Source organism: Pseudomonas sp. J380 (assembly GCF_009827115.1).
Lineage (GTDB): Bacteria > Pseudomonadota > Gammaproteobacteria > Pseudomonadales > Pseudomonadaceae > Aquipseudomonas > Aquipseudomonas paracarnis.
This window is the reverse complement of record NZ_CP043060.1, coordinates 2864990-2886281: the sequence shown is the minus strand read 5'-3', so window position 1 is coordinate 2886281 and position 21292 is coordinate 2864990. Positions and strand designations below refer to the sequence as shown.

The window sequence follows — 21292 nt, the reverse complement described above, 5'->3', positions numbered from 1 at the left end:
GTCGTGCAAATGTTGTGTTTAGCTAATGGTGGCTGAAACGGCATCGGCCGTGATGGCATATTTTCAAGGCGTCTACGCGCTACAATGTGGCTTTTGCCAACCATCGAGGTGTGCGCTTTGACTGCTCCAGGTCTTTTGAATTCCACTGCTGGCTCGCTTTTTGTGGTGGCGACGCCCATTGGCAACCTGGACGACATCAGTGCCCGGGCGCTGAAAGTGTTGCGCGAGGTGAAATTGATCGCGGCAGAAGACACGCGGCACTCCCAACGGTTGATGCAGCATTTTGGTATCAGCACGCCATTAGCGGCCTGCCACGAACACAACGAACGTGAAGAGGGTAGCCGCTTTATCACACGTCTTTTGGCGGGTGATGACGTCGCGCTGATTTCCGACGCGGGCACGCCCCTGATTTCCGATCCTGGTTACCACTTGGTCCGCCAGGCCCGTGCCGCAGGTATCAATGTAGTGCCTGTTCCGGGAGCCTGCGCGCTGATTGCTGCATTATCGGCCGCCGGGTTGCCCTCGGACCGCTTTATCTTCGAAGGCTTCCTGCCCGCCAAGGCTGTAGGGCGTCGGGCGCGTCTGCAGGCACTTAAAGAAGAACCGCGCACCTTGATCTTCTATGAGGCTCCGCATCGTATCCTTGAATGCCTGCAAGACATGGAGCTGGTGTTCGGCGGTGAGCGCCTGGCCTTGCTGGCCCGAGAGTTGACCAAGACCTTCGAAACCCTCAAGGGGTTGCCGCTGGAGGAGCTGCGAGCGTTTGTCGAGGGCGACAGCAATCAACAACGTGGTGAATGCGTGGTGCTGGTAGCAGGCTGGACCGCGCCGGAGAATGAAGATGCGGTGGGCAGCGAGGCCATGCGCGTCCTCGATTTGTTGCTCAAGGAAATGCCACTCAAGCGCGCCGCCGCCCTGGCAGCGGAAATTACCGGCGTGCGCAAGAATGTGTTGTATCAGGTCGCGCTCGATAAGCAGAAGGCCGAATAGTTCCAGGGGCAAATCTGTATTTCGTCTGAACGTGATGGCAATGCCGCACTTTTAATACTTGTCCTCAAGCCGCCGTGCCGTTAACCTGCGCGGCGGAGAGTCGATTGGACAGTCGCTGCCCTCTATGAAAATTAGGGGGGGGAGGAAAGTCCGGGCTCCATAGGGCGAAGTGCCAGGTAATGCCTGGGAGGCGTGAGCCTACGGAAAGTGCCACAGAAAATAACCGCCTAAGCACTTCGGTGCCGGTAAGGGTGAAAAGGTGCGGTAAGAGCGCACCGCACGACTGGCAACAGTTCGTGGCTAGGTAAACCCCACTTGGAGCAAGACCAAATAGGGTCCCAAGGCGTGGCCCGCGCTGGGACCGGGTAGGTTGCTAAAGATGTCCAGTGATGGCCATCGTAGACGAATGACTGTTCAAGACAGAACCCGGCTTACAGATCGACTCTCCACCTTTTTTCCTTGCGTTCGAATCTCGTGCGCAAACCCGGTAGTAACGCAAGAATCCCTCCCTGCCAAATCATTGGCAGATGCATCTTCGTAATACCAAAAAAATCTTACTCTTAATAAATTACTTTAACTTTAGCCTCTAGCTCTCTGAGCTATTTGCCGTTGTTGAGTCAAAAACATCGCCAAACTCTCGTTTCTCCTCCTTTTGCACTCCTAAATCTCCGTTCTGTAAGGCTTTTCCTTGAATACGCGCCTTGACGGTGTGGTGGGCGCATTCCTATAGTGTGCGCAAGTGGCGGAAAGTGGCAAAAAGTGGGTTTTTTGAACGTAAAACGCTAAAATTTGGAGAAACGCATCTGTGTTTCGCGGAGCTAACGCTATCAGTCTCGATGCAAAAGGCCGTCTCGCCATGCCGAGCCGGTATCGTGACGAGCTCATTTCGCGAAGTTCAGGGCAGTTAATCATCACGATTGACGCCGTTGACCCCTGTTTATGTGTTTACCCTCTCGATGAGTGGGAGTTGATTGAAACCAAGTTGCGCGCGCTGCCTTCATTGCGTGAAGAAAACCGCCGCCTCCAGCGTTTGCTGATCGGTAATGCCGTCGACCTTGAGCTCGATGGCAGCGGTCGTTTCCTGGTGCCGCCGCGACTGCGCGAGTACGCCAGGCTCGACAAGCGCGCAATGCTGGTAGGCCAACTGAACAAGTTCCAATTGTGGGACGAAGATGCCTGGGATGCTGTGTCTGCAGCGGACCTGGCTGCTATTCAACAACCGGGCGCCATGCCTGATGAACTGCGTGATTTGATCCTGTGACTATTGATAGCGGCTTTAACCACATCACCGTACTGCTTGACGAAGCCGTTGAGGCTCTCGCCGTACGTGCCGATGGCTGCTATGTCGATGGCACATTCGGCAGGGGCGGGCATAGCCGGTTGATACTCAGCCAGCTCGGGTCCGACGGCAAACTCCTCGGGTTCGACAAAGACCCTCAAGCGATTGCCACCGGGCAAGCGCTAGCGGCCGAAGACGGCCGCTTTGTCGTTGTGCAGCGCAGCTTTGCCGAGCTGGGTGCCGAAGTTGCCGAGCGCGGTATGGCGGGCAAGGTGGCCGGGGTTCTGCTCGACCTGGGCGTGTCTTCGCCACAGCTCGACGACCCGGAGCGCGGCTTCAGCTTCATGAACGACGGCCCCCTCGATATGCGTATGGACCCCACTCGTGGGGTCAGTGCCGCACAATTCATCGCCACCGCGCCGGTAGAAGAAATCGCCCGTGTGTTCAAGGAATACGGTGAAGAGCGCTTCGCCGGTCGAATGGCGCGTGCCGTGGTGGAGCGCCGCGAAATCCAGCCGTTCGAACGCACCGCTGACCTGGCCGAAGTGCTCAAGGTCGCCAACCCTGCCTGGGAAAAGGGCAAGAACCCGGCCACCCGCGCATTCCAAGGGTTGCGCATTCACGTCAATAACGAATTGGGCGATCTGGAAGCCGGCCTCGAGGCCGCTCTGGATGCTTTGGAAGTGGGCGGTCGCCTGGTGGTGATCAGCTTCCACTCCCTGGAAGACAGGATCGTCAAACTCTTCATGCGTCGTCTGGTAAAGGGCGAGTCCGATAACCTGCCGCGTAACCTGCCGGTGCGTTTCGAAGCCTTCGTGCCGAAAATCAAAATCCATGGCAAAGCGCAGTTCGCTTCCGAAGCCGAACTCAAGGCCAACCCACGTTCCCGTAGCGCCGTCATGCGTGTTGCGGAGAAATTGCGGTGAGCAAGCTTTTCGCCAAGCCCCTCCCGGGCGGCAGCTTCTTTATGTTGCTGCTGTTTGTCGGCGTGCTGGTGTCCGCGATAGCGGTGTCCTACAGCGCCCACTGGAACCGTCAGTTGCTCAATACCCTTTACGGGGAATTGAGCGTGCGCGACAAAGCCCAGGCAGAATGGGGCCGGTTGATTCTTGAGCAAAGCACCTGGACGGCCCACAGCCGTATCGAAGTGCTGGCTACCGAACAGTTGAAGATGCACATCCCAGGCGCGGCTGAAGTTCGCATGGTGGCGCCATGATGAAACTCGAAGGGGCACTCTACCCATGGCGCTTTCGCCTGATGCTCGGCTTGCTGGCATTGATGGTGGGCGCGATCGTCTGGCGCATCTTCGACCTTCAGGTCGTCGACCGCGACTTCCTGATCGGCCAGGGTGACGCTCGCAGCCTGCGGCACATCCCGATTCCTGCACACCGTGGCCTGATCACCGACCGTAACGGCGAGCCTCTGGCCGTCAGTACCCCGGTGACCACCCTGTGGGCCAACGCCAAAGAGCTGCAAGTTGCCAAGGACAAGTGGCCTGAACTGGCCGCTGCCCTCGGGCAGGACCGCAAGGCCTTGACCGAACGCCTGGAAGCCCAGGCCAATAAAGAATTCATCTACCTGGTTCGTGGGCTTACCCCTGAGCAAGGCCAGCAAGTGCTCGATCTCAAAATTCCCGGCGTCTACGGCATCGAGGAATTTCGGCGTTTCTACCCGGCCGGTGAAACCACCGCGCACATGGTGGGTTTCACCGACATCGATGACCACGGCCGCGAAGGGGTCGAACTGGCCTATGACGAATGGCTGGCCGGGGTTCCGGGCAAGCGTCAGGTCATCAAGGATCGGCGCGGCAGACTGATCAAGGACGTCCAGGTCACCAAGAACGCCAAGGCCGGCAAGCCTCTGGCGTTGTCGATTGACCTGCGCCTGCAATACCTGGCCAACCGCGAACTGCGTAACGCGATCATCGAGAACGGCGCCAAGGCCGGCAGCCTGGTGATCATGGATGTGAAGACTGGCGAGATCCTCGCCATGGTCAACCAGCCCACCTACAACCCGAACAACCGCCGCAACCTGCAGCCGGCGATGATGCGTAACCGCGCGATGATCGACGTGTTCGAACCCGGTTCGACCATGAAAGCCATCTCCATGAGCGCTGCCCTGGAAACCGGCCGCTGGAAACCCAGCGACAAGGTCGAGGTTTACCCAGGCACCTTGCAGTTGGGCAAGTACACCATTCGTGACGTGTCCCGCACCGAGGGGCCAGTGCTGGACCTGACCGGCATCCTGATCAACTCCAGTAACGTCGGCATGAGCAAGGTTGCTTTCGATATCGGCGGCGAGACCATCTATCACCTGGCGCAAAAGATCGGCCTGGGGCAACCCACCGGCCTCGACTTCCCGGGCGAGCGGGTCGGTAACCTGCCGAACTACCGCGAGTGGAGAAAAGCCGAGACTGCCACGCTTTCCTATGGCTACGGCCTGTCGGTGACCGCCATCCAGTTGGCCCACGCGTTCTCGGTATTGGCCAATAACGGCCGTATGGTTCCGCTGAGCCTGATCCACGTCGACGAAGCGCCAAAAGCCACCCAAGTGATCCCGGAAAACGTCGCCAAGACTATGCAAGGCATGCTGCAACAAGTGATCGAGGCACCGCGTGGCGTATTCCGCGCCCAGGTGCCGGCGTACCACGTTGCTGGCAAGTCCGGTACGGCGCGTAAGACCTCGGTGGGCACCAAGGGCTATGCCGAAAACTCCTACCGTTCGTTGTTCGCCGGCTTCGGCCCGATGAGCGACCCACGCTATGCCATCGTCGTGGTCATCGACGAGCCTAGTAAAGCCGGCTACTTCGGTGGCCTGGTTTCGGCGCCGGTGTTCAGCAAAGTGATGTCCGGCACCCTGCGCTTGATGAATATCACGCCGGACAACCTGCCGCCAACGCAACAAGCCAACGCTGGTCCACCGGCTGCCGCTGTCAAAGCCAATGGAGGGCGCGGCTGATGTCTCTTAGCCTGAACAAGATTTTTGCCCATGCCGGCCACGATCTGCTTATTCGTGAGCTGACGCTGGATAGCCGTAATGTACGCGCCGGTGACCTGTTCCTGGCGGTACCTGGCGGCAAGCTCGATGGCCGTGCGCATATCGCCGATGCCCTGCAACGCGGTGCGGCTGCGGTCGCCTATGAAGTGGAAGGCGCCACCGTGCTGCCGATCACCGATGTGCCGTTGATTCCGGTCAAGGGCCTGGCAGCGCAGTTGTCCGACATTGCCGGGCGTTTCTACGGTGACCCGAGCCGTCAACTCAACCTGGTGGGCGTGACTGGCACCAACGGCAAGACCAGTGTGACCCAGTTGGTTGCCCAGGCTTTGGACCTGCTGGGTCAGCACTGCGGCATCGTCGGCACCCTGGGCACCGGTTTCTATGGCGCGCTGCAAAGCGGCCTGCACACCACGCCAAACCCGATTGCCGTACAAGCGACCCTGGCCGATCTGAAAAAGGCCGGCGCCAAGGCGGTAGCCATGGAAGTGTCTTCCCATGGCCTGGACCAAGGGCGTGTCACCGCACTGGCCTTTGACGTGGCCGTGATGACCAACCTGTCCCGCGACCACCTCGACTACCACGGCACCATGGAGGCGTACGCCGCCGCCAAGGCCAAGCTGTTTGCCTGGAATGACCTGAAGTGCCGGGTGGTCAACCTCGACGACGCATTCGGCCGCCAACTGGCGGGCGAAGGGAGCGACGCGCGCCTGATCAGCTATAGCCTGCAAGATGCCAGTGCCTACCTGTATTGCCGCGAAGCCCAATTCAATGATGAAGGCGTGCGCGCCACATTGGTGACGCCGCAGGGCGAGCACCACTTGCGCAGCACCTTGCTCGGGCGGTTCAACCTGAGCAACGTGCTCGCCGCTATCGGTGCACTGCTGGGCCTGGACTACGCCCTGGATGAAATCCTGCGGGTACTGCCGAAGCTGGAAGGCCCGGCCGGTCGCATGCAGCGCCTGGGTGGCGGCACGCAACCGTTGGTGGTGGTCGATTACGCCCACACACCGGATGCCCTGGAAAAAGTCCTCGAAGCCCTGCGCCCACATGCCAAAGGCAAACTGCTTTGCCTGTTCGGTTGCGGCGGTGATCGCGATCGCGGCAAGCGCCCGTTGATGGCCGAAATTGTCGAGCGCTTGGCCGATGGCGTACTCGTCACCGACGATAACCCGCGCAGCGAAGACCCGAGCCAGATTTTCGACGACATCCGTGTCGGTTTCAAAGACGCCTCCAACGTCACTTTTGTGGCTGGTCGCGGCGCCGCCATTGCCCAGTTGATCGCCAGTGCCGGCGCGGACGACGTAGTGGTGCTCGCGGGTAAAGGCCACGAGGACTATCAGGAAATCAACGGTGAGCGCCATGCCTTCTCTGATCTGGTCGAGGCGGATCACGCCCTGACCGCCTGGGAGGTCGCCCATGCTTAAGGCGATGACGTTCAGCGAACTGGCCCAGGCCCTGTCGGCCCGTGTGCTGTCGAGCGACTGCACATTCACCGGCGTCAGTATCGACAGTCGTAACATCCAGCCGGGGCAGCTGTTTGTCGCCCTGGCCGGCCCGCGTTTCGATGGTCACGACTACCTCAACGACGTTGCCGCCAAAGGTGCCGTCGGTGCCCTGGTACAGCGTGAAGTGGCCGATTCTGCCTTGCCGCAATTGCTGGTAGCCGACACCCGCCTGGCCCTGGGCCGATTGGGTGCGCTTAACCGTGCTGCTTTTGATAAGCCGGTGGCGGCCATTACCGGTTCCAGCGGCAAGACCACGGTCAAGGAACTGCTTGCTGGCGTCTTGCGTACGCGCGGGCCGGTACTCGCGACCCGTGGCAACCTGAACAATGATTTCGGCGCACCGCTGACCCTGCTCGAACTGGCCCCGGAACACACGGCGGCAGTGATTGAACTGGGGGCTTCGCGCATCGGCGAAATCGCCTATACCGTGGCGCTGACCCAGCCTCACGTGGCGATCATCAACAACGCCGGTACCGCCCATGTCGGTGAGTTCGGCGGCCCGGAAAAAATCGTCGAAGCCAAGGGCGAAATCCTTGAGGGCCTCGACGCCTCGGGCACTGCGGTACTGAACCTGGATGACAAGGCCTTCGAGACTTGGCGTGTACGCGCCGCCGGTCGCAAGGTCCTGACGTTTGCAGTGCTGAATGCCGCAGCCGATTTCCACGCCTCCAACATCAATGTCGATGCCCGTGGCTGCCCGTCCTTCACTTTGCACACCCCGCAAGGTGATGAGCACGTGCAGTTGAACCTGCTGGGTAACCACAACGTCGCCAACGCCTTGGCCGCCGCCGCTGCCGCCCATGCCCTGGGCGTGTCGCTGTTCGGTATTGCCACCGGCCTGGGCGCGGTGCAGCCGGTCAAGGGCCGCACCGTGGCGCAACTGGCTGGCAACGGCATGCGCGTGATTGATGACACTTACAACGCCAACCCGTCCTCCATCAATGCCGCTGTGGACCTGCTCAAAGGCTTTGATGGGCGCAAGGTGCTGGTGCTGGGCGATATCGGCGAATTGGGCGATTGGGCTGAACAGGGCCACCGTGAAGTCGGCGCCTATGCCGCCGGCAAAGTGGACGCGCTCTACGCCGTTGGCACAAACATGGCCCATGCGGTCAACGCTTTCGGCCCTGGCGCGCGGCATTTCCCGAGCCAGGCCGAGCTGATCCAGGCGTTGACGGCGGCTGAACATGACAAACACACAACCATTTTGATCAAGGGATCGCGCAGCGCGGTGATGGAAAACGTCGTCGCAGCCTTGTGTGGCTCAAGTACGGAGAAACATTAATGCTGCTGCTGCTGGCTGAGTATCTGCAACAGTTCCACAAAGGCTTCGCGGTCTTCCAGTACCTGACCCTGCGCGGGATCCTGGGTGTGCTGACCGCGCTGTCTTTGTCACTGTTCCTGGGGCCGTGGATGATCCGCACCCTGCAGAACCTGCAAATTGGTCAATCGGTTCGTAACGACGGCCCGCAGTCGCACCTGTCCAAGTCCGGCACGCCGACCATGGGCGGTGCGCTGATCCTGTCGTCCATCGGCGTCAGCACCTTGCTCTGGGCCGACCTGCATAACCGCTACGTGTGGGTTGTGTTGCTGGTGACCCTGCTGTTCGGTGCCATCGGCTGGGTGGATGACTATCGCAAAGTGATCGAGAAAAACTCCAAGGGGCTGCCAAGCCGCTGGAAGTATTTCTGGCAGTCGGTGTTCGGCCTCGCTGCGGCGATCTTCCTGTACACCACCGCGCCGAGTGCCGTGGAAACCACCTTGATCATCCCGATGCTCAAGGATGTGAGCATCCCGCTGGGTGTGGGCTTTGTGGTGCTGACCTACTTCGTGATCGTCGGCTCCAGCAACGCGGTGAACCTGACCGACGGCCTCGACGGCCTGGCGATCATGCCGACGGTGATGGTGGGCGGTGCGCTCGGCATCTTCTGCTACCTCTCGGGTAACGTGAAATTCGCTGAATACTTGCTGATTCCTTATGTGCCGGGCGCCGGTGAGTTGATCGTGTTCTGCGGCGCTTTGATCGGTGCCGGCCTGGGGTTCCTGTGGTTCAACACCTACCCGGCACAAGTCTTCATGGGCGACGTCGGCGCACTGGCGCTGGGCGCAGCCTTGGGCACCATCGCGGTGATCGTTCGCCAGGAAATCGTGCTGTTCATCATGGGCGGTGTGTTCGTGATGGAAACCCTGTCGGTGGTCATCCAGGTGGCGTCCTTCAAGTTGACCGGGCGTCGTGTGTTCCGCATGGCGCCGATTCACCACCACTTTGAACTCAAGGGCTGGCCTGAGCCGCGCGTGATTGTCCGCTTCTGGATCATCACCGTGATTCTGGTACTGGTCGGCCTTGCCACCCTGAAACTGAGGTAGAAACGAGTGTCCTTGATCGCTTCAGACCACTTCCGCATCGTTGTCGGCCTCGGCAAGAGCGGCATGTCCCTGGTTCGCTTCCTGGCGAACCGGGGCACGTCGTTTGCCGTGGCCGATACGCGGGAAAATCCACCGGAGCTGGTCACGCTGCGCCGTGACTACCCGCACGTGGAAGTGCGTTGTGGCGAGCTGGATGTCGAGTTTCTGTGTCGTGCCGACGAGCTCTACGTGAGCCCGGGCCTGGCCCTGGCGACACCGGCCCTGCAAGCAGCTGCGGCCCGTGGCGTGAAGCTGTCTGGCGATATCGACCTGTTCGCACGCAACGCGAAGGCGCCGATCGTGGCCATCAGCGGTTCCAACGCCAAAAGCACCGTTACCACTCTGGTCGGCGAGATGGCAGCGGCGGCGGGCAAGCGTGTGGCCGTCGGCGGCAATCTTGGCGTGCCGGCTCTGGACCTGCTCAGCGACGACGTCGAGCTGTATGTGATGGAATTGTCGAGCTTCCAGCTGGAAACCACCCACGACCTGGGCGCTGAAGTGGCGACGGTATTGAACGTCAGCGAAGACCATATGGACCGCTACAGCGGCCTGCCGGCTTATCACCTGGCCAAGCACCGAATCTTCCGGGGCGCCAGGCAATTTGTCGTCAACCGCCAGGATGCCCTGAGCCGTCCGCTGATGGGCGAGGGCATGCCCTGCTGGACCTTCGGTTTGGGCAAACCGGACTTCAAAGGCTTCGGCATTCGTGAAGAGAACGGCGAGAAGTACCTGGCGTTCGAATTCCAGAACCTGATGCCGGTACGCGAACTGAAAATCCGTGGCGCACACAACCAGTCCAATGCCCTGGCGGCCTTGGCACTCGGTCACGCGGTTGGCCTGCCATTCGACGCCATGCTCGCCAGCCTGCGCACGTTTGCCGGGCTTGAGCATCGCTGCCAGTGGGTGCGCGACCTCAATGACGTCAGCTATTACAACGACTCCAAAGCCACCAACGTCGGTGCAGCCCTGGCGGCCATCGAAGGCCTGGGTGCCGATATCGACGGCAAGCTGGTGCTGATCGCCGGTGGTGATGGCAAGGGCGCCGACTTCAAGGACCTTAAAGCGCCAGTCGCCGCCCATTGCCGCGCCGTGGTGCTGATGGGCCGCGATTCGGACCTGATCGCCGCCGCCCTCGGTGACGCTGTACCGCAAGTACGCGCAGCTTCCCTGGATGATGCCATTGCCCAGAGCAAAGCCCTGGCCCAGCCTGGCGATGCGGTGTTGCTGTCGCCCGCGTGCGCCAGCTTCGACATGTTCAAGAACTATGAAGAGCGCGGCCAACTGTTCGCCCGCGCCGTGGAGGCTTTGGCATGAGCCTCAACCTGAGAAACATCATCAAGCCATACCCGTCGCCGATCATTACCGGGCGCGGCATTGACCTTGATTTCCCTATGCTCGCCGGTTGCCTGGCGCTGCTCGGCCTGGGCCTGGTGATGATCACTTCGGCGTCCTCCGAAGTGGCTGCCGTGCAGTCGGGCAACACGCTGTACATGATGATCCGCCACCTGGTGTACCTGGTGATCGGCCTGGGCGCCTGCATCGTCACCATGATGATTCCGATTGCCACCTGGCAGCGTCTGGGTTGGCTGATGCTGATCGGTGCGTTCGGCTTGCTGGTCATGGTGATCGTCCCGGGCATTGGCCGCGAGGTGAACGGTTCGATGCGCTGGATCGGCTTCGGCGCGTTCAACGTGCAGCCTTCGGAAATCGCCAAGGTGTTCGTGGTGATCTACCTCGCCGGTTACCTGGTGCGCCGTCAGAAAGAAGTACGCGAAAGCTGGATGGGCTTCTTCAAGCCGTTCATCGTGCTGCTGCCCATGGCTGGCCTGCTGCTGATGGAGCCCGACTTCGGGGCCACGGTCGTGATGATGGGCGCCGCCGCCGCGATGCTGTTCCTGGGTGGGGTCGGGCTGTTCCGCTTCACCTTGATGGTGGTGCTGGCAGTCGCGGCCGTGACCATCCTGGTGCAGGCGCAACCCTACCGGATGGCGCGTCTGATTACTTTTACCGACCCCTGGTCCGACCAGTTCGGCTCCGGCTACCAGTTGACCCAGGCGCTGATTGCCTTCGGTCGAGGCGAGTGGCTGGGTGTGGGCCTGGGCAACAGTGTGCAGAAGCAGTTCTACCTGCCGGAAGCCCACACCGACTTCGTGTTCTCGGTATTGGCCGAAGAGTTGGGTGTGGTGGGCTCGCTGTGCACCGTGGCTCTGTTTGTATTCGTCTGTGTGCGCGCCATGTACATCGGCTTGTGGGCCGAGAAGGCCAAGCAGTTCTTCGCCGCCTACGTTGCCTATGGGTTGGCCTTCCTGTGGATCGGCCAGTTCCTGATCAACATCGGCGTGAACGTCGGCCTGCTGCCGACCAAGGGCCTGACCTTGCCGTTCCTCAGTTACGGCGGCAGCTCGTTGGTGATTTGCTGCGCCTGTCTCGGGTTGTTGCTGCGTATCGAGTGGGAGAGTCGCACCCACCTGGGCAGCGAAGAGATGGAGTTCAGCGAGAGCGACTTCGCCGAGGAGCCGACTCATGGGCGCTAACGTGCTGATCATGGCGGGCGGTACCGGGGGGCATGTGTTCCCGGCCCTGGCCTGCGCCCGTGAATTCCAGAACCGTGGCTATACCGTGCACTGGCTGGGTACGCCCCGTGGCATCGAAAACGAATTGGTGCCCAATGCCGGTTTGCCGCTGCATTTGATCAACGTCACCGGGTTGCGCGGCAAGAGCAAGTTGTCATTGCTCAAGGCGCCGTTCGTGTTGCTCAAGGCGGTCATGCAGGCGCGCAAGATCATTCGCGAGTTGAAGCCGGTGTGTGTGCTTGGCTTTGGTGGTTATGTGACCGGCCCTGGTGGCGTTGCGGCGAAACTCGCGGGCGTGCCGGTGATCGTCCATGAACAGAACGCCGTCGCCGGTACCGCCAACCGCCTGCTGGTGCCATTGGCCGCGCGGGTGTGTGAAGCCTTTCCGAAAACCTTCGCCGCCTCCGACAAGCTTCGCACCACCGGTAACCCGGTGCGTACCGAACTGTTCATGGCCATTGCGCGTGACGCGCTGGCCGGGCGCAAGGCTCACCTGCTGATCCTGGGCGGAAGCCTGGGTGCCGAGCCACTGAATAAATTGCTGCCTGAAGCCGTTGCGCAACTTCCTGAGGATGTGCGCCCGGAGATCTTCCACCAGGCCGGCAAGAACCACGATGAAGTCACCGCCGCGCGTTATCGCGAGGCCGGTGTAGAGGCCAATGTACAGCCCTTCATCAAAGACATGGCCCAAGCCTATGGCTGGGCCGACCTGGTGGTCTGCCGCGCTGGTGCGCTGACCGTCAGTGAACTGGCGGCCGCCGGTCTGCCGTCCTTGCTGGTGCCTTTGCCCCACGCCATCGACGATCACCAGACCCGCAACGCCGAATATTTGGCCGGGGAGGGCGCTGCCTTCCTGCTGCCGCAAAGAACGACTGGCGCCGCCGATTTGGCCGCACGCCTGACCGAGGTTTTGATGCAACCGGAACGACTCAACAGCATGGCGAGCACCGCAAGCCGCCTGGCCAAACCTGACGCAACCCGCACCGTGGTCGATATCTGCCTGGAGGTGGCCCATGGTTGAGAATCAGAAAGCCATGCCGCAACCCGAGATGCGCCGCATCCGTCGTATTCACTTCGTCGGTATCGGTGGCGTGGGCATGTGCGGGATTGCCGAAGTGTTGCTGAACCTGGGCTACCAGGTGTCCGGCTCGGACTTGAAAGAGTCGCCGGTCACCGAGCGCCTGAAGTCCTTTGGCGCACAGATCTTCATCGGCCACCGTGCCGAGAACGCCGCCGAGGCTGACGTGCTGGTGGTGTCCAGCGCCGTGAACACGTCCAACCCGGAAGTGGCGACCGCCCTTGAGCGCCGTATCCCTGTGGTACCGCGTGCCGAGATGCTTGCCGAGCTGATGCGCTATCGCCACGGCATCGCCGTGGCCGGTACCCATGGCAAGACCACCACCACCAGCCTGATCGCCTCGGTGTTCGCCGCCGGTGGCCTGGACCCGACCTTCGTCATCGGTGGCCGCTTGAATGCAGCTGGCACCAATGCCCAGCTGGGCACCAGTCGCTACCTGATCGCCGAAGCCGATGAAAGTGACGCGAGCTTCCTGCACCTGCAACCGCTGGTTGCCGTCGTCACCAACATCGACGAAGACCACATGGCGACCTACGACGGCGACTTCAACAAGTTGAAGAAAACCTTCGTCGACTTCCTGCACAACCTGCCGTTCTACGGGTTGGCGGTGGTGTGCCTGGACGACCCGGTGGTGCGTGAAATCCTGCCCCAGGTCAAACGCCCTACCGTGACCTACGGCTTCAGCGAAGACGCCGACGTGCGCGCAATCAATGTGCGCCAGGAAGGCATGCAAACCTTTTTCACCGTGCTGCGCCCCGATCGCGAGCCTCTGGACGTGTCGGTGAACATGCCGGGCAATCACAACGTGCTGAACTCTTTGGCGACCATCTGCATTGCCACCGATGAAGGCGTCAGCGATGAAGCCATCGTCGAGGGCCTGTCGCGCTTTGCCGGTGTGGGCCGTCGCTTCCAGGTCTACGGCCAACTGCCGGTCGAAGGCGGTGACGTGATGCTGGTGGACGACTACGGGCACCACCCGACCGAAGTTGCGGCCGTTATCAAGGCCGTGCGCGGTGGTTGGCCGGAGCGCCGGCTGGTGATGGTGTACCAGCCGCACCGCTACAGCCGCACCCGCGACCTGTACGACGATTTCGTCAATGTACTGGCCGATGCCAACGTGCTGCTGCTGATGGAAGTCTACCCGGCCGGTGAAGAACCGATCCCGGGCGCTGACAGCCGCAAGCTGTGCAACAGCATCCGCCAGCGCGGCCAGTTGGACCCGATCTACATCGAGCGTGGCGTGGACCTGGCGCCTATCGTCAAGCCGCTGTTGCGTGCTGGTGACATCCTGCTGTGCCAGGGGGCCGGTGATATCGGTGGCCTTGCGCCCAAATTGCTGGCGAGCCCGCTGTTTGCAGCCGCCGCCAAGGGGAAGTCGAAATGACCACTGATTACGGCTCCCTGTTTTCCACCCTTGCGCCTGCCGACTTCGGTCGCGTGGCCGTGTTGTTCGGCGGCAAGAGCGCCGAGCGCGAAGTGTCGCTCAAGTCCGGCAATGCGGTGCTTGAGGCGCTGCAAAGTGCTGGCGTGAATGCCTTCGGTATCGATGTGGGCGATGACTTCCTTGCCCGCCTGCAGGCCGAGAAGATCGACCGTGCCTTTCTCATTCTTCACGGCCGCGGCGGTGAAGACGGCAGCATGCAGGGCCTGCTCGAATGCGCCGGCATCCCTTACACCGGCAGCGGCATCCTCGCGTCGGCCTTGGCGATGGACAAGTTGCGCACCAAGCAGGTGTGGCACAGCCTGGGCATTCCGACCCCACGTCACGCCGTACTGTGCAGTGAAGACGATTGTATTTCTGCGGCCAAGGAACTGGGCCTGCCTTTGATCGTCAAACCAGCCCATGAAGGCTCCAGTATCGGCATGGCCAAAGTGAACTCGGCCGCCGAATTGATCGACGCATGGAAAGCGGCAAGTACCTACGATTCGCAAGTGTTGGTGGAACAGTGGATTTCCGGTCCCGAGTACACCATCGCCACCCTGCGTGGACAGGTATTGCCGCCCATCGCTTTGGGCACGCCCCACACCTTTTATGACTACGACGCCAAGTACCTGGCTTCCGATACTCAGTACCGGATCCCGTGTGGGCTCGAAGCAACCAAGGAACAGGAATTGATGGACCTCACGGCGAAAGCCTGTGAGGCGCTGGGTATCGCCGGTTGGGCGCGGGCAGACGTGATGCAGGATGACCAAGGGAATTTCTGGTTCCTTGAAGTCAACACCGCACCGGGCATGACCGACCACAGCCTGGTTCCCATGGCAGCCCGTGCCGCCGGTCTGGATTTCCAGCAGTTAGTGCTGGCGATCCTGGCCGACAGCATTGAGCCAAGAGGCTAAACACATGAACGGCGCATCGCTTCGTCATCAGCCCCCACAAGCACCGAGCCGCAAGCCGGTGCCACGGGGTGCAAGCCGAATGGTGGCTAAAGAGCCGATGTCGGCGCGCCTGCCAAAAGCCAACTTTGGTTTTATCAAGGCGCTGTTCTGGCCGGTGCTGCTGGTGGTGCTGGGCTTTGGCACGTACGAAGGCGCGCAGCGTCTGTTGCCGTATGCCGACCGGCCGATCACCAAGATCAGCGTGCAGGGCGACTTGAGCTACATCAGCCAGCAAGCGGTACAGCAGCGCATCGGCCCATACCTGGCGGCGAGCTTCTTTACCATCGACCTGGCCGGCATGCGCTCGGAGCTGGAACAGATGCCGTGGATCGCCCACGCCGAAGTTCGCCGAGTATGGCCGGACCAGGTCACGATTCGCCTGGAAGAACAACTGCCCGTGGCCCGTTGGGGCGATGAAGCGCTGTTGAACAACCAGGGCCAGGCGTTCACTCCGCGTGAGCTGGCCAACTATGAACACCTGCCGCAGCTGTTCGGGCCGCAGCGGGCGCAGCAGCAAGTGATGCAGCAGTACCAGGCCTTGAGCCAGATGCTGCGGCCACTGGGCTTCTCCATTGCACGCCTGGAATTGCGTGAGCGGGGCAGCTGGTTTTTGACGACCGGGGCAGGCAGTTCCGGCCCGGGCATCGAGTTGTTGCTGGGACGCGACCGCTTGGTGGAAAAGATGCGCCGCTTTATTGCCATCTATGAAAAAACCTTGAAAGAACAGATTACGAACATTGCGAGCGTCGACCTGCGTTACGCCAACGGCCTGGCCGTCGGCTGGCGTACACCGGCTGCGCCCACGGCAGCACAACCCGCTGTCGCGAAGAATTAAGAAGAGGCAGGACCCATGGCAAACGTGCAAAGCGGCAAAATGATCGTCGGTCTCGATATCGGCACCTCCAAGGTGGTGGCGCTGGTGGGCGAGGTCGGGGAAGACGGCGCGATCGAAATCGTCGGTATTGGCACGCATCCGTCCCGGGGCCTGAAGAAGGGCGTGGTGGTGAACATCGAGTCCACCGTGCAATCGATCCAGCGCGCCATCGAAGAAGCGCAGCTGATGGCCGGTTGCCGGATTCACTCGGCGTTCGTCGGCGTGGCTGGCAACCACATCCGCAGCCTGAACTCCCACGGCATCGTGGCGATCCGCGACCGTGAAGTCAGCTCGGCCGACCTTGAGCGCGTCCTCGACGCTGCCCAGGCCGTGGCGATCCCGGCGGACCAGCGCGTGCTGCACACCCTGCCGCAGGACTACGTGATCGACAACCAGGAAGGCGTGCGCGAGCCCCTGGGCATGTCGGGCGTTCGCTTGGAAGCCAAGGTCCACGTGGTGACCTGCGCCGTCAACGCCGCACAGAACATTGAAAAATGCGTGCGCCGCTGCGGCCTGGAAATCGACGACATCATTCTCGAGCAGTTGGCCTCGGCCTACTCGGTCCTGACCGACGACGAAAAAGAACTGGGCGTGTGCCTGGTGGACATTGGCGGCGGCACCACCGACATCGCGATCTTCACCGAGGGTGCGATCCGTCACACCGCCGTGATCCCGATTGCCGGCGACCAGGTCACCAACGACATCGCCATGGCGCTGCGCACACCGACCCAGTACGCCGAAGAAATCAAAATCCGCTACGCCTGCGCCCTGGCCAAGCTGGCCGGTGCCGGCGAGACCATCAAGGTGCCAAGCGTCGGTGATCGTCCACCTCGCGAGCTGTCGCGCCAGGCCCTGGCCGAAGTGGTCGAGCCACGCTACGACGAACTGTTCACCCTGATCCAGGCTGAGCTGCGCCGCAGCGGCTACGAAGATTTGATCCCGGCCGGCATCGTGCTGACCGGTGGCACCTCGAAGATGGAAGGCGCGGTCGAGTTGGCCGAGGAAATCTTCCACATGCCGGTGCGCCTGGGCGTGCCCCATGGCGTGAAGGGCCTGGGCGACGTGGTGCGTAACCCGATTTATTCCACCGGTGTGGGCTTGCTGTTGTACGGGCTGCAAAAGCAGACCGACGGCATTTCCCTGTCAGGCCCGAGCATCCGTGACAGCTACCGCAGCGACGACGAGGCGAAAGCGCCATTGTTCGAGCGGCTGCAGGCTTGGGTAAAAGGCAATTTCTAAAGATTTACCGCGACACCGCAACACCCGCAATAAGCAGTAGGCGAAAAAACTAGAGAAAATGAAAGGAGAGGGAACATGTTCGAACTCGTAGACAACATCCCCGCTAGCCCGGTTATCAAAGTAATCGGTGTCGGCGGTGGCGGCGGCAACGCTGTCAACCACATGGTCAAGAGCAACATTGAAGGCGTTGAGTTCATCTGCGCCAACACTGATGCCCAGGCGCTCAAAAGCATCGGCGCCCGGACCATCCTGCAATTGGGCACCGCGGTGACCAAAGGCCTTGGCGCTGGCGCCAATCCGGAAGTCGGCCGTCAAGCCGCCCTGGAAGACCGCGAGCGTATTGCCGAAGTGCTGCAAGGCACCAACATGGTGTTCATCACCACTGGCATGGGCGGCGGTACCGGTACCGGTGCGGCCCCGATCATTGCCGAAGTGGCCAAGGAAATGGGGATTCTGACCGTTGCTGTCGTGACGCGTCCGTTCCCGTTCGAAGGCCGCAAGCGCATGCAGATCGCCGACGAAGGTATCCGTCTGCTGTCTGAAAGCGTCGACTCGTTGATCACCATCCCCAACGAGAAATTGCTGACCATCCTGGGCAAGGATGCCAGCCTGCTGTCCGCCTTCGCCAAGGCTGACGATGTACTGGCCGGTGCCGTTCGCGGTATCTCCGACATCATCAAGCGCCCAGGCATGATCAACGTCGACTTTGCCGACGTACGTACTGTGATGAGCGAAATGGGCATGGCGATGATGGGCACTGGCTGCGCCAGCGGTCCGAACCGTGCACGCGAAGCCACCGAAGCGGCCATCCGCAACCCGTTGCTCGAAGACGTGAACCTGCAAGGTGCACGCGGCATCCTGGTGAACATCACCGCCGGTCCTGACCTGTCCCTGGGTGAGTACTCCGACGTGGGTAGCATCATCGAAGCCTTCGCGTCCGAGCACGCCATGGTCAAAGTCGGTACCGTTATTGATCCGGACATGCGCGATGAGCTGCATGTAACCGTGGTTGCTACCGGCCTGGGTGCAAAAATCGAGAAGCCTGTGAAGGTCATCGACAACACCCTGCACACCAGCCAGGCCAGCCAGGCAGCTGCCGCTCCAGCCCCTGCTCGCCAGGAACTGCCGTCGGTCAACTACCGTGACCTGGACCGTCCGACCGTGATGCGCAACCAGGCTCAGGCCGGTGCTGCGGCGTCCCGTAGCCCGAATCCGCAAGATGACCTGGACTATCTGGACATCCCGGCATTCCTGCGTCGTCAGGCCGATTAATGGAATGTATCAGGGCTATGAAGGTGATTGGTGTTCAGCAAAGGTCTGGTCTGCTATTATCGCCAGCCTTTGTTGATACCAGTTCGCAATTTGCGCTGAAGCGGTCCAAGCCATGATTAAACAACGCACCCTGAAGAATATTATTCGTGCCACAGGTGTAGGTCTGCACTCCGGGGAGAAGGTATACCTGACCCTCAAGCCTGCACCTGTCGACACCGGCATCGTGTTTGTGCGTGCCGACCTGGACCCTGTGGTGCAGATTCCTGCTCGCGCGGAAAACGTTGGCGAAACCACTATGTCGACCACATTGGTCAACGGTGACGTCAAAGTGGACACGGTGGAGCACTTGCTCTCGGCCATGGCTGGCCTGGGCATCGATAACGCCTACGTCGAGCTCTCCGCGTCCGAAGTCCCGATCATGGATGGCAGCGCTGGCCCCTTCGTATTCTTGATTCAATCTGCCGGCCTGGAAGAACAGGACGCAGCCAAGAAGTTCATTCGCATTCTGCGGGAAGTGACAGTAGAAGACGGCGACAAGCGCGCCACCTTCGTCCCGTTCGAAGGCTTTAAAGTGAGCTTTGAGATCGATTTCGATCACCCGGTATTCCGTGACCGCACCCAAAGTGCAAGCGTGGATTTTTCCAGCACTTCGTTCGTAAAAGAAGTCAGCCGCGCCCGCACCTTTGGTTTCATGAGTGACATCGAGTACCTGCGCAAGCACAACCTCGCACTCGGCGGCAGCGTGGAAAACGCCATTGTGGTCGACGCGGATGGTGTACTGAACGAAGACGGCCTTCGCTATGAAGACGAATTCGTGAAGCACAAGATCCTCGATGCAATCGGTGACCTCTACCTGCTGGGCAATAGCCTGATAGGCGAGTTCAAAGGCTTCAAGTCGGGCCACGCCCTTAACAACCAGCTGCTGCGCAAGTTGATTGAGCAGACAGACGCTTGGGAAGTCGTGACCTTCGAAGATGCCAGCACCGCACCGATCTCTTACATGCGTCCCGTTGCGGCGGTGTAAGTAACAACTCTCTTTCTTTAGTTTTGAAAGGCTACCTTCGGGTGGCCTTTTTTTATGCCCGACGAAGATCCAAATGTGGGAGCTGGCTTGCCTGCGATAGCGGCCTGCCAGTTAGCTTATAGGTAGCTGACCCACCGCCATCGCAGGCAAGCCAGCTCCCACACCTGACCTCATCAGTTTGAGGTTTTTGAAACATCCACTATCCGGTTACGGCCGCTGTGCTTGGCCTGATACAACGCCTGGTCAGCCTTGAGCAGCAGGTCTTCAAGGGAGATACGGCTGTGCTTCTGCCAGGTACTCAGTCCGATGCTCACAGTGATCGGTTGCTCATCCCCGGCCACTCTCGGCAAGTGCTGGACCCCCTTGCGGATATGCTCGGCGATCACCCACGCGCCCTTGGCGTCGGTATTGGGCAGCACCACCGCGAACTCTTCACCGCCATAACGCGCCGCCAGGTCGGCAGGGCGGCGGATATGGCTGGCGATCACATGCGCGACTGCACGCAACGCCTCATCGCCGCCCTGGTGACCATGGCGGTCGTTGAAGGCCTTGAAGTGGTCCACATCGATCATCAGTACGCTCAACGACTCGGTGGAGCGTTGTGCCCGGTCCCATTCCAGCCGCAAGCGTTCGTCCAGCGTGCGACGGTTGGCCAGGCCGGTAAGGGCGTCGGTGGCTGCCAGTTCTGACAGCACCTGTTCAGCCCGATGGCGGCGGCGCAACTCCATGCACAGTGCCCAAGTCAGCCACAACAGGCCCACGCACAACACTCCGGTCGCGATGCTGACCAGCCACGCCGCACGCCGCCAGGGTGCGAACATTTCATCGCTGGACAAGGCCACCGCCACGATCAGCGGCAAGTTGCCCACATTCGAAAAACTGTAGAGCCGTGCCTGGCGATCGACACTGGAGATACTTTGGAAGCTGCCGTCCCGTTCGCGCAGCATGCGCGCCACATTCGGGCGCTGGCTCAGGTCCTTGTCGACGATATCTGCTTCCAGCAGAGGCTCTTGCGCCAGCAGGATGCCTTGGTGGTTGAGCAGGTTGATGGTGCTGTTGCTGCCGATGTTCAAGCTGCTGAACAACTGATGAAAGTACGACAGGCGCATGGACGCGACCGCCACTCCCAGGAAACGCCCATCCGGTGACGAAACGCGACGGCTGAACGCGATGCGCCAGGGGTCGGCACACTGGCAGCGCGCCATGAACGGGCGGCTGATATACAAGCCCAGGTCGGGGTTGGTGCGGTGCGCCTGAAAATAGTCCCGATCGGCAAAGTTACCCAGCTTTGGCGTGAGCAGGGACGAATCGGCAATCACCTCGCCGGCCGGGTCCAACAGCAGGATATCGCCCTTGTAGGGCGCCGCTGCGGAACGATCAAACAGCACCAAGTGCCTGATGCTCTCTGAAACGTCTTGCAGGTCGGTGCGCTCGGTGGCGCTGATCAAGCCTTTGAGGGCCATGTCGTAAAGTTCGACATTGCGCAGCACGTCCGCGTCGATCAATTGAGTGATGGTATTGGCGGTGCGCTTGGCCGTCTGCAGGGTATTGGCATGTTCACGAATCAGCAGCGCAGTGACGACCCCCACGATCAGCAACACCGTGAGCGTACTGCCCAGGATCAGCAGGCGCTCCGGGCGGCGGTTGGGGCGGGTAAGGCTTGAACTCATCGGGCACACTTC

18 protein-coding genes and 1 other RNA gene are annotated in these 21292 nt (G+C 60.9%); 18 read left to right on the top strand and 1 reads right to left on the bottom strand.

From position 1 onward, the window contains the following. Positions 1 to 84: 84 nt before the first annotated feature. From rsmI to lpxC, 18 genes are all read left to right on the top strand, one after another. Entirely contained in the window at positions 85 to 990 is a 906-nt protein-coding gene (rsmI, locus tag FXO12_RS12955) for a 16S rRNA (cytidine(1402)-2'-O)-methyltransferase (RefSeq protein WP_087149550.1), read from the top strand. 96 nt (positions 991 to 1086) lie between these two features. Next, an RNA gene (gene rnpB, locus FXO12_RS12950) (RNase P RNA component class A) lies at positions 1087 to 1440 on the top strand. A gap of 355 nt (positions 1441 to 1795) precedes the next feature. Next, positions 1796 to 2251, top strand: coding sequence for a division/cell wall cluster transcriptional repressor MraZ (mraZ, locus tag FXO12_RS12945; RefSeq protein WP_004371993.1), 456 nt, complete (start codon positions 1796 to 1798; stop codon positions 2249 to 2251). Further along, positions 2248 to 3195, top strand: coding sequence for a 16S rRNA (cytosine(1402)-N(4))-methyltransferase RsmH (rsmH, locus tag FXO12_RS12940; protein ID WP_003188661.1), 948 nt, complete (start codon positions 2248 to 2250; stop codon positions 3193 to 3195). The genes mraZ and rsmH overlap by 4 nt, the downstream gene beginning before the upstream one ends. Further along, entirely contained in the window at positions 3192 to 3485 is a 294-nt protein-coding gene (gene ftsL, locus FXO12_RS12935) for a cell division protein FtsL (protein WP_003188663.1), read from the top strand. Before rsmH ends, ftsL begins: the two co-directional genes overlap by 4 nt. After that, positions 3485 to 5227 (top strand): penicillin-binding protein 2, encoded by a 1743-nt coding sequence (locus tag FXO12_RS12930; RefSeq protein ID WP_019816949.1) that lies wholly within the window; start codon positions 3485 to 3487, stop codon positions 5225 to 5227. The genes ftsL and FXO12_RS12930 overlap by 1 nt, the downstream gene beginning before the upstream one ends. After that, positions 5227 to 6690 carry a UDP-N-acetylmuramoyl-L-alanyl-D-glutamate--2,6-diaminopimelate ligase gene (locus FXO12_RS12925; RefSeq protein WP_054919287.1) on the top strand — a complete coding sequence of 488 codons (1464 nt, stop codon included), beginning with the start codon at positions 5227 to 5229 and terminating at the stop codon, positions 6688 to 6690. The genes FXO12_RS12930 and FXO12_RS12925 overlap by 1 nt, the downstream gene beginning before the upstream one ends. Continuing rightward, positions 6683 to 8053, top strand: a complete 1371-nt coding sequence (gene murF, locus FXO12_RS12920; RefSeq protein ID WP_160049682.1) for a UDP-N-acetylmuramoyl-tripeptide--D-alanyl-D-alanine ligase — start codon at positions 6683 to 6685, stop codon at positions 8051 to 8053. The genes FXO12_RS12925 and murF overlap by 8 nt, the downstream gene beginning before the upstream one ends. After that, complete coding sequence (gene mraY, locus FXO12_RS12915; protein ID WP_003188670.1) at positions 8053 to 9135, top strand: phospho-N-acetylmuramoyl-pentapeptide-transferase; 1083 nt, start codon at positions 8053 to 8055, stop codon at positions 9133 to 9135. The genes murF and mraY overlap by 1 nt, the downstream gene beginning before the upstream one ends. Before the next feature lie 6 nt (positions 9136 to 9141). After that, positions 9142 to 10488, top strand: coding sequence for a UDP-N-acetylmuramoyl-L-alanine--D-glutamate ligase (gene murD / locus FXO12_RS12910; protein WP_034126339.1), 1347 nt, complete (start codon positions 9142 to 9144; stop codon positions 10486 to 10488). Continuing rightward, the gene (gene ftsW, locus FXO12_RS12905) at positions 10485 to 11708 is read left to right on the top strand and encodes a putative lipid II flippase FtsW (RefSeq protein WP_003188673.1); all 1224 of its coding nucleotides are present in this window, start codon (positions 10485 to 10487) and stop codon (positions 11706 to 11708) included. Before murD ends, ftsW begins: the two co-directional genes overlap by 4 nt. Then, the gene (gene murG, locus FXO12_RS12900) at positions 11698 to 12768 is read left to right on the top strand and encodes an undecaprenyldiphospho-muramoylpentapeptide beta-N-acetylglucosaminyltransferase (RefSeq protein WP_003188675.1); all 1071 of its coding nucleotides are present in this window, start codon (positions 11698 to 11700) and stop codon (positions 12766 to 12768) included. Before ftsW ends, murG begins: the two co-directional genes overlap by 11 nt. Then, positions 12761 to 14209: a UDP-N-acetylmuramate--L-alanine ligase gene (gene murC, locus FXO12_RS12895; protein WP_003188677.1), complete on the top strand. Its 1449-nt coding sequence runs from the start codon at positions 12761 to 12763 to the stop codon at positions 14207 to 14209. The genes murG and murC overlap by 8 nt, the downstream gene beginning before the upstream one ends. Next, positions 14206 to 15162 carry a D-alanine--D-alanine ligase gene (locus FXO12_RS12890; RefSeq protein ID WP_014716974.1) on the top strand — a complete coding sequence of 319 codons (957 nt, stop codon included), beginning with the start codon at positions 14206 to 14208 and terminating at the stop codon, positions 15160 to 15162. The genes murC and FXO12_RS12890 overlap by 4 nt, the downstream gene beginning before the upstream one ends. Positions 15163 to 15166: 4 nt before the next feature. Further along, positions 15167 to 16036 (top strand): cell division protein FtsQ/DivIB, encoded by an 870-nt coding sequence (locus FXO12_RS12885; protein ID WP_019816943.1) that lies wholly within the window; start codon positions 15167 to 15169, stop codon positions 16034 to 16036. A 15-nt stretch (positions 16037 to 16051) separates the two neighbouring features. Next, entirely contained in the window at positions 16052 to 17314 is a 1263-nt protein-coding gene (ftsA, locus tag FXO12_RS12880) for a cell division protein FtsA (protein ID WP_003188682.1), read from the top strand. Positions 17315 to 17389: 75 nt separating this feature from the next. Continuing rightward, positions 17390 to 18586, top strand: coding sequence for a cell division protein FtsZ (ftsZ, locus tag FXO12_RS12875; protein WP_003188685.1), 1197 nt, complete (start codon positions 17390 to 17392; stop codon positions 18584 to 18586). 112 nt (positions 18587 to 18698) lie between these two features. Beyond that, a complete protein-coding gene (gene lpxC, locus FXO12_RS12870; RefSeq protein ID WP_003171886.1) occupies positions 18699 to 19610 on the top strand; it encodes a UDP-3-O-acyl-N-acetylglucosamine deacetylase in 912 nt (303 codons plus the stop codon). A gap of 173 nt (positions 19611 to 19783) precedes the next feature. Here the strand turns inward: lpxC and FXO12_RS12865 are convergent, their stop codons facing one another. Further along, positions 19784 to 21280: a diguanylate cyclase gene (locus FXO12_RS12865; protein ID WP_054898815.1), complete on the bottom strand. Its 1497-nt coding sequence runs from the start codon at positions 21278 to 21280 to the stop codon at positions 19784 to 19786. Positions 21281 to 21292: the final 12 nt, after the last annotated feature.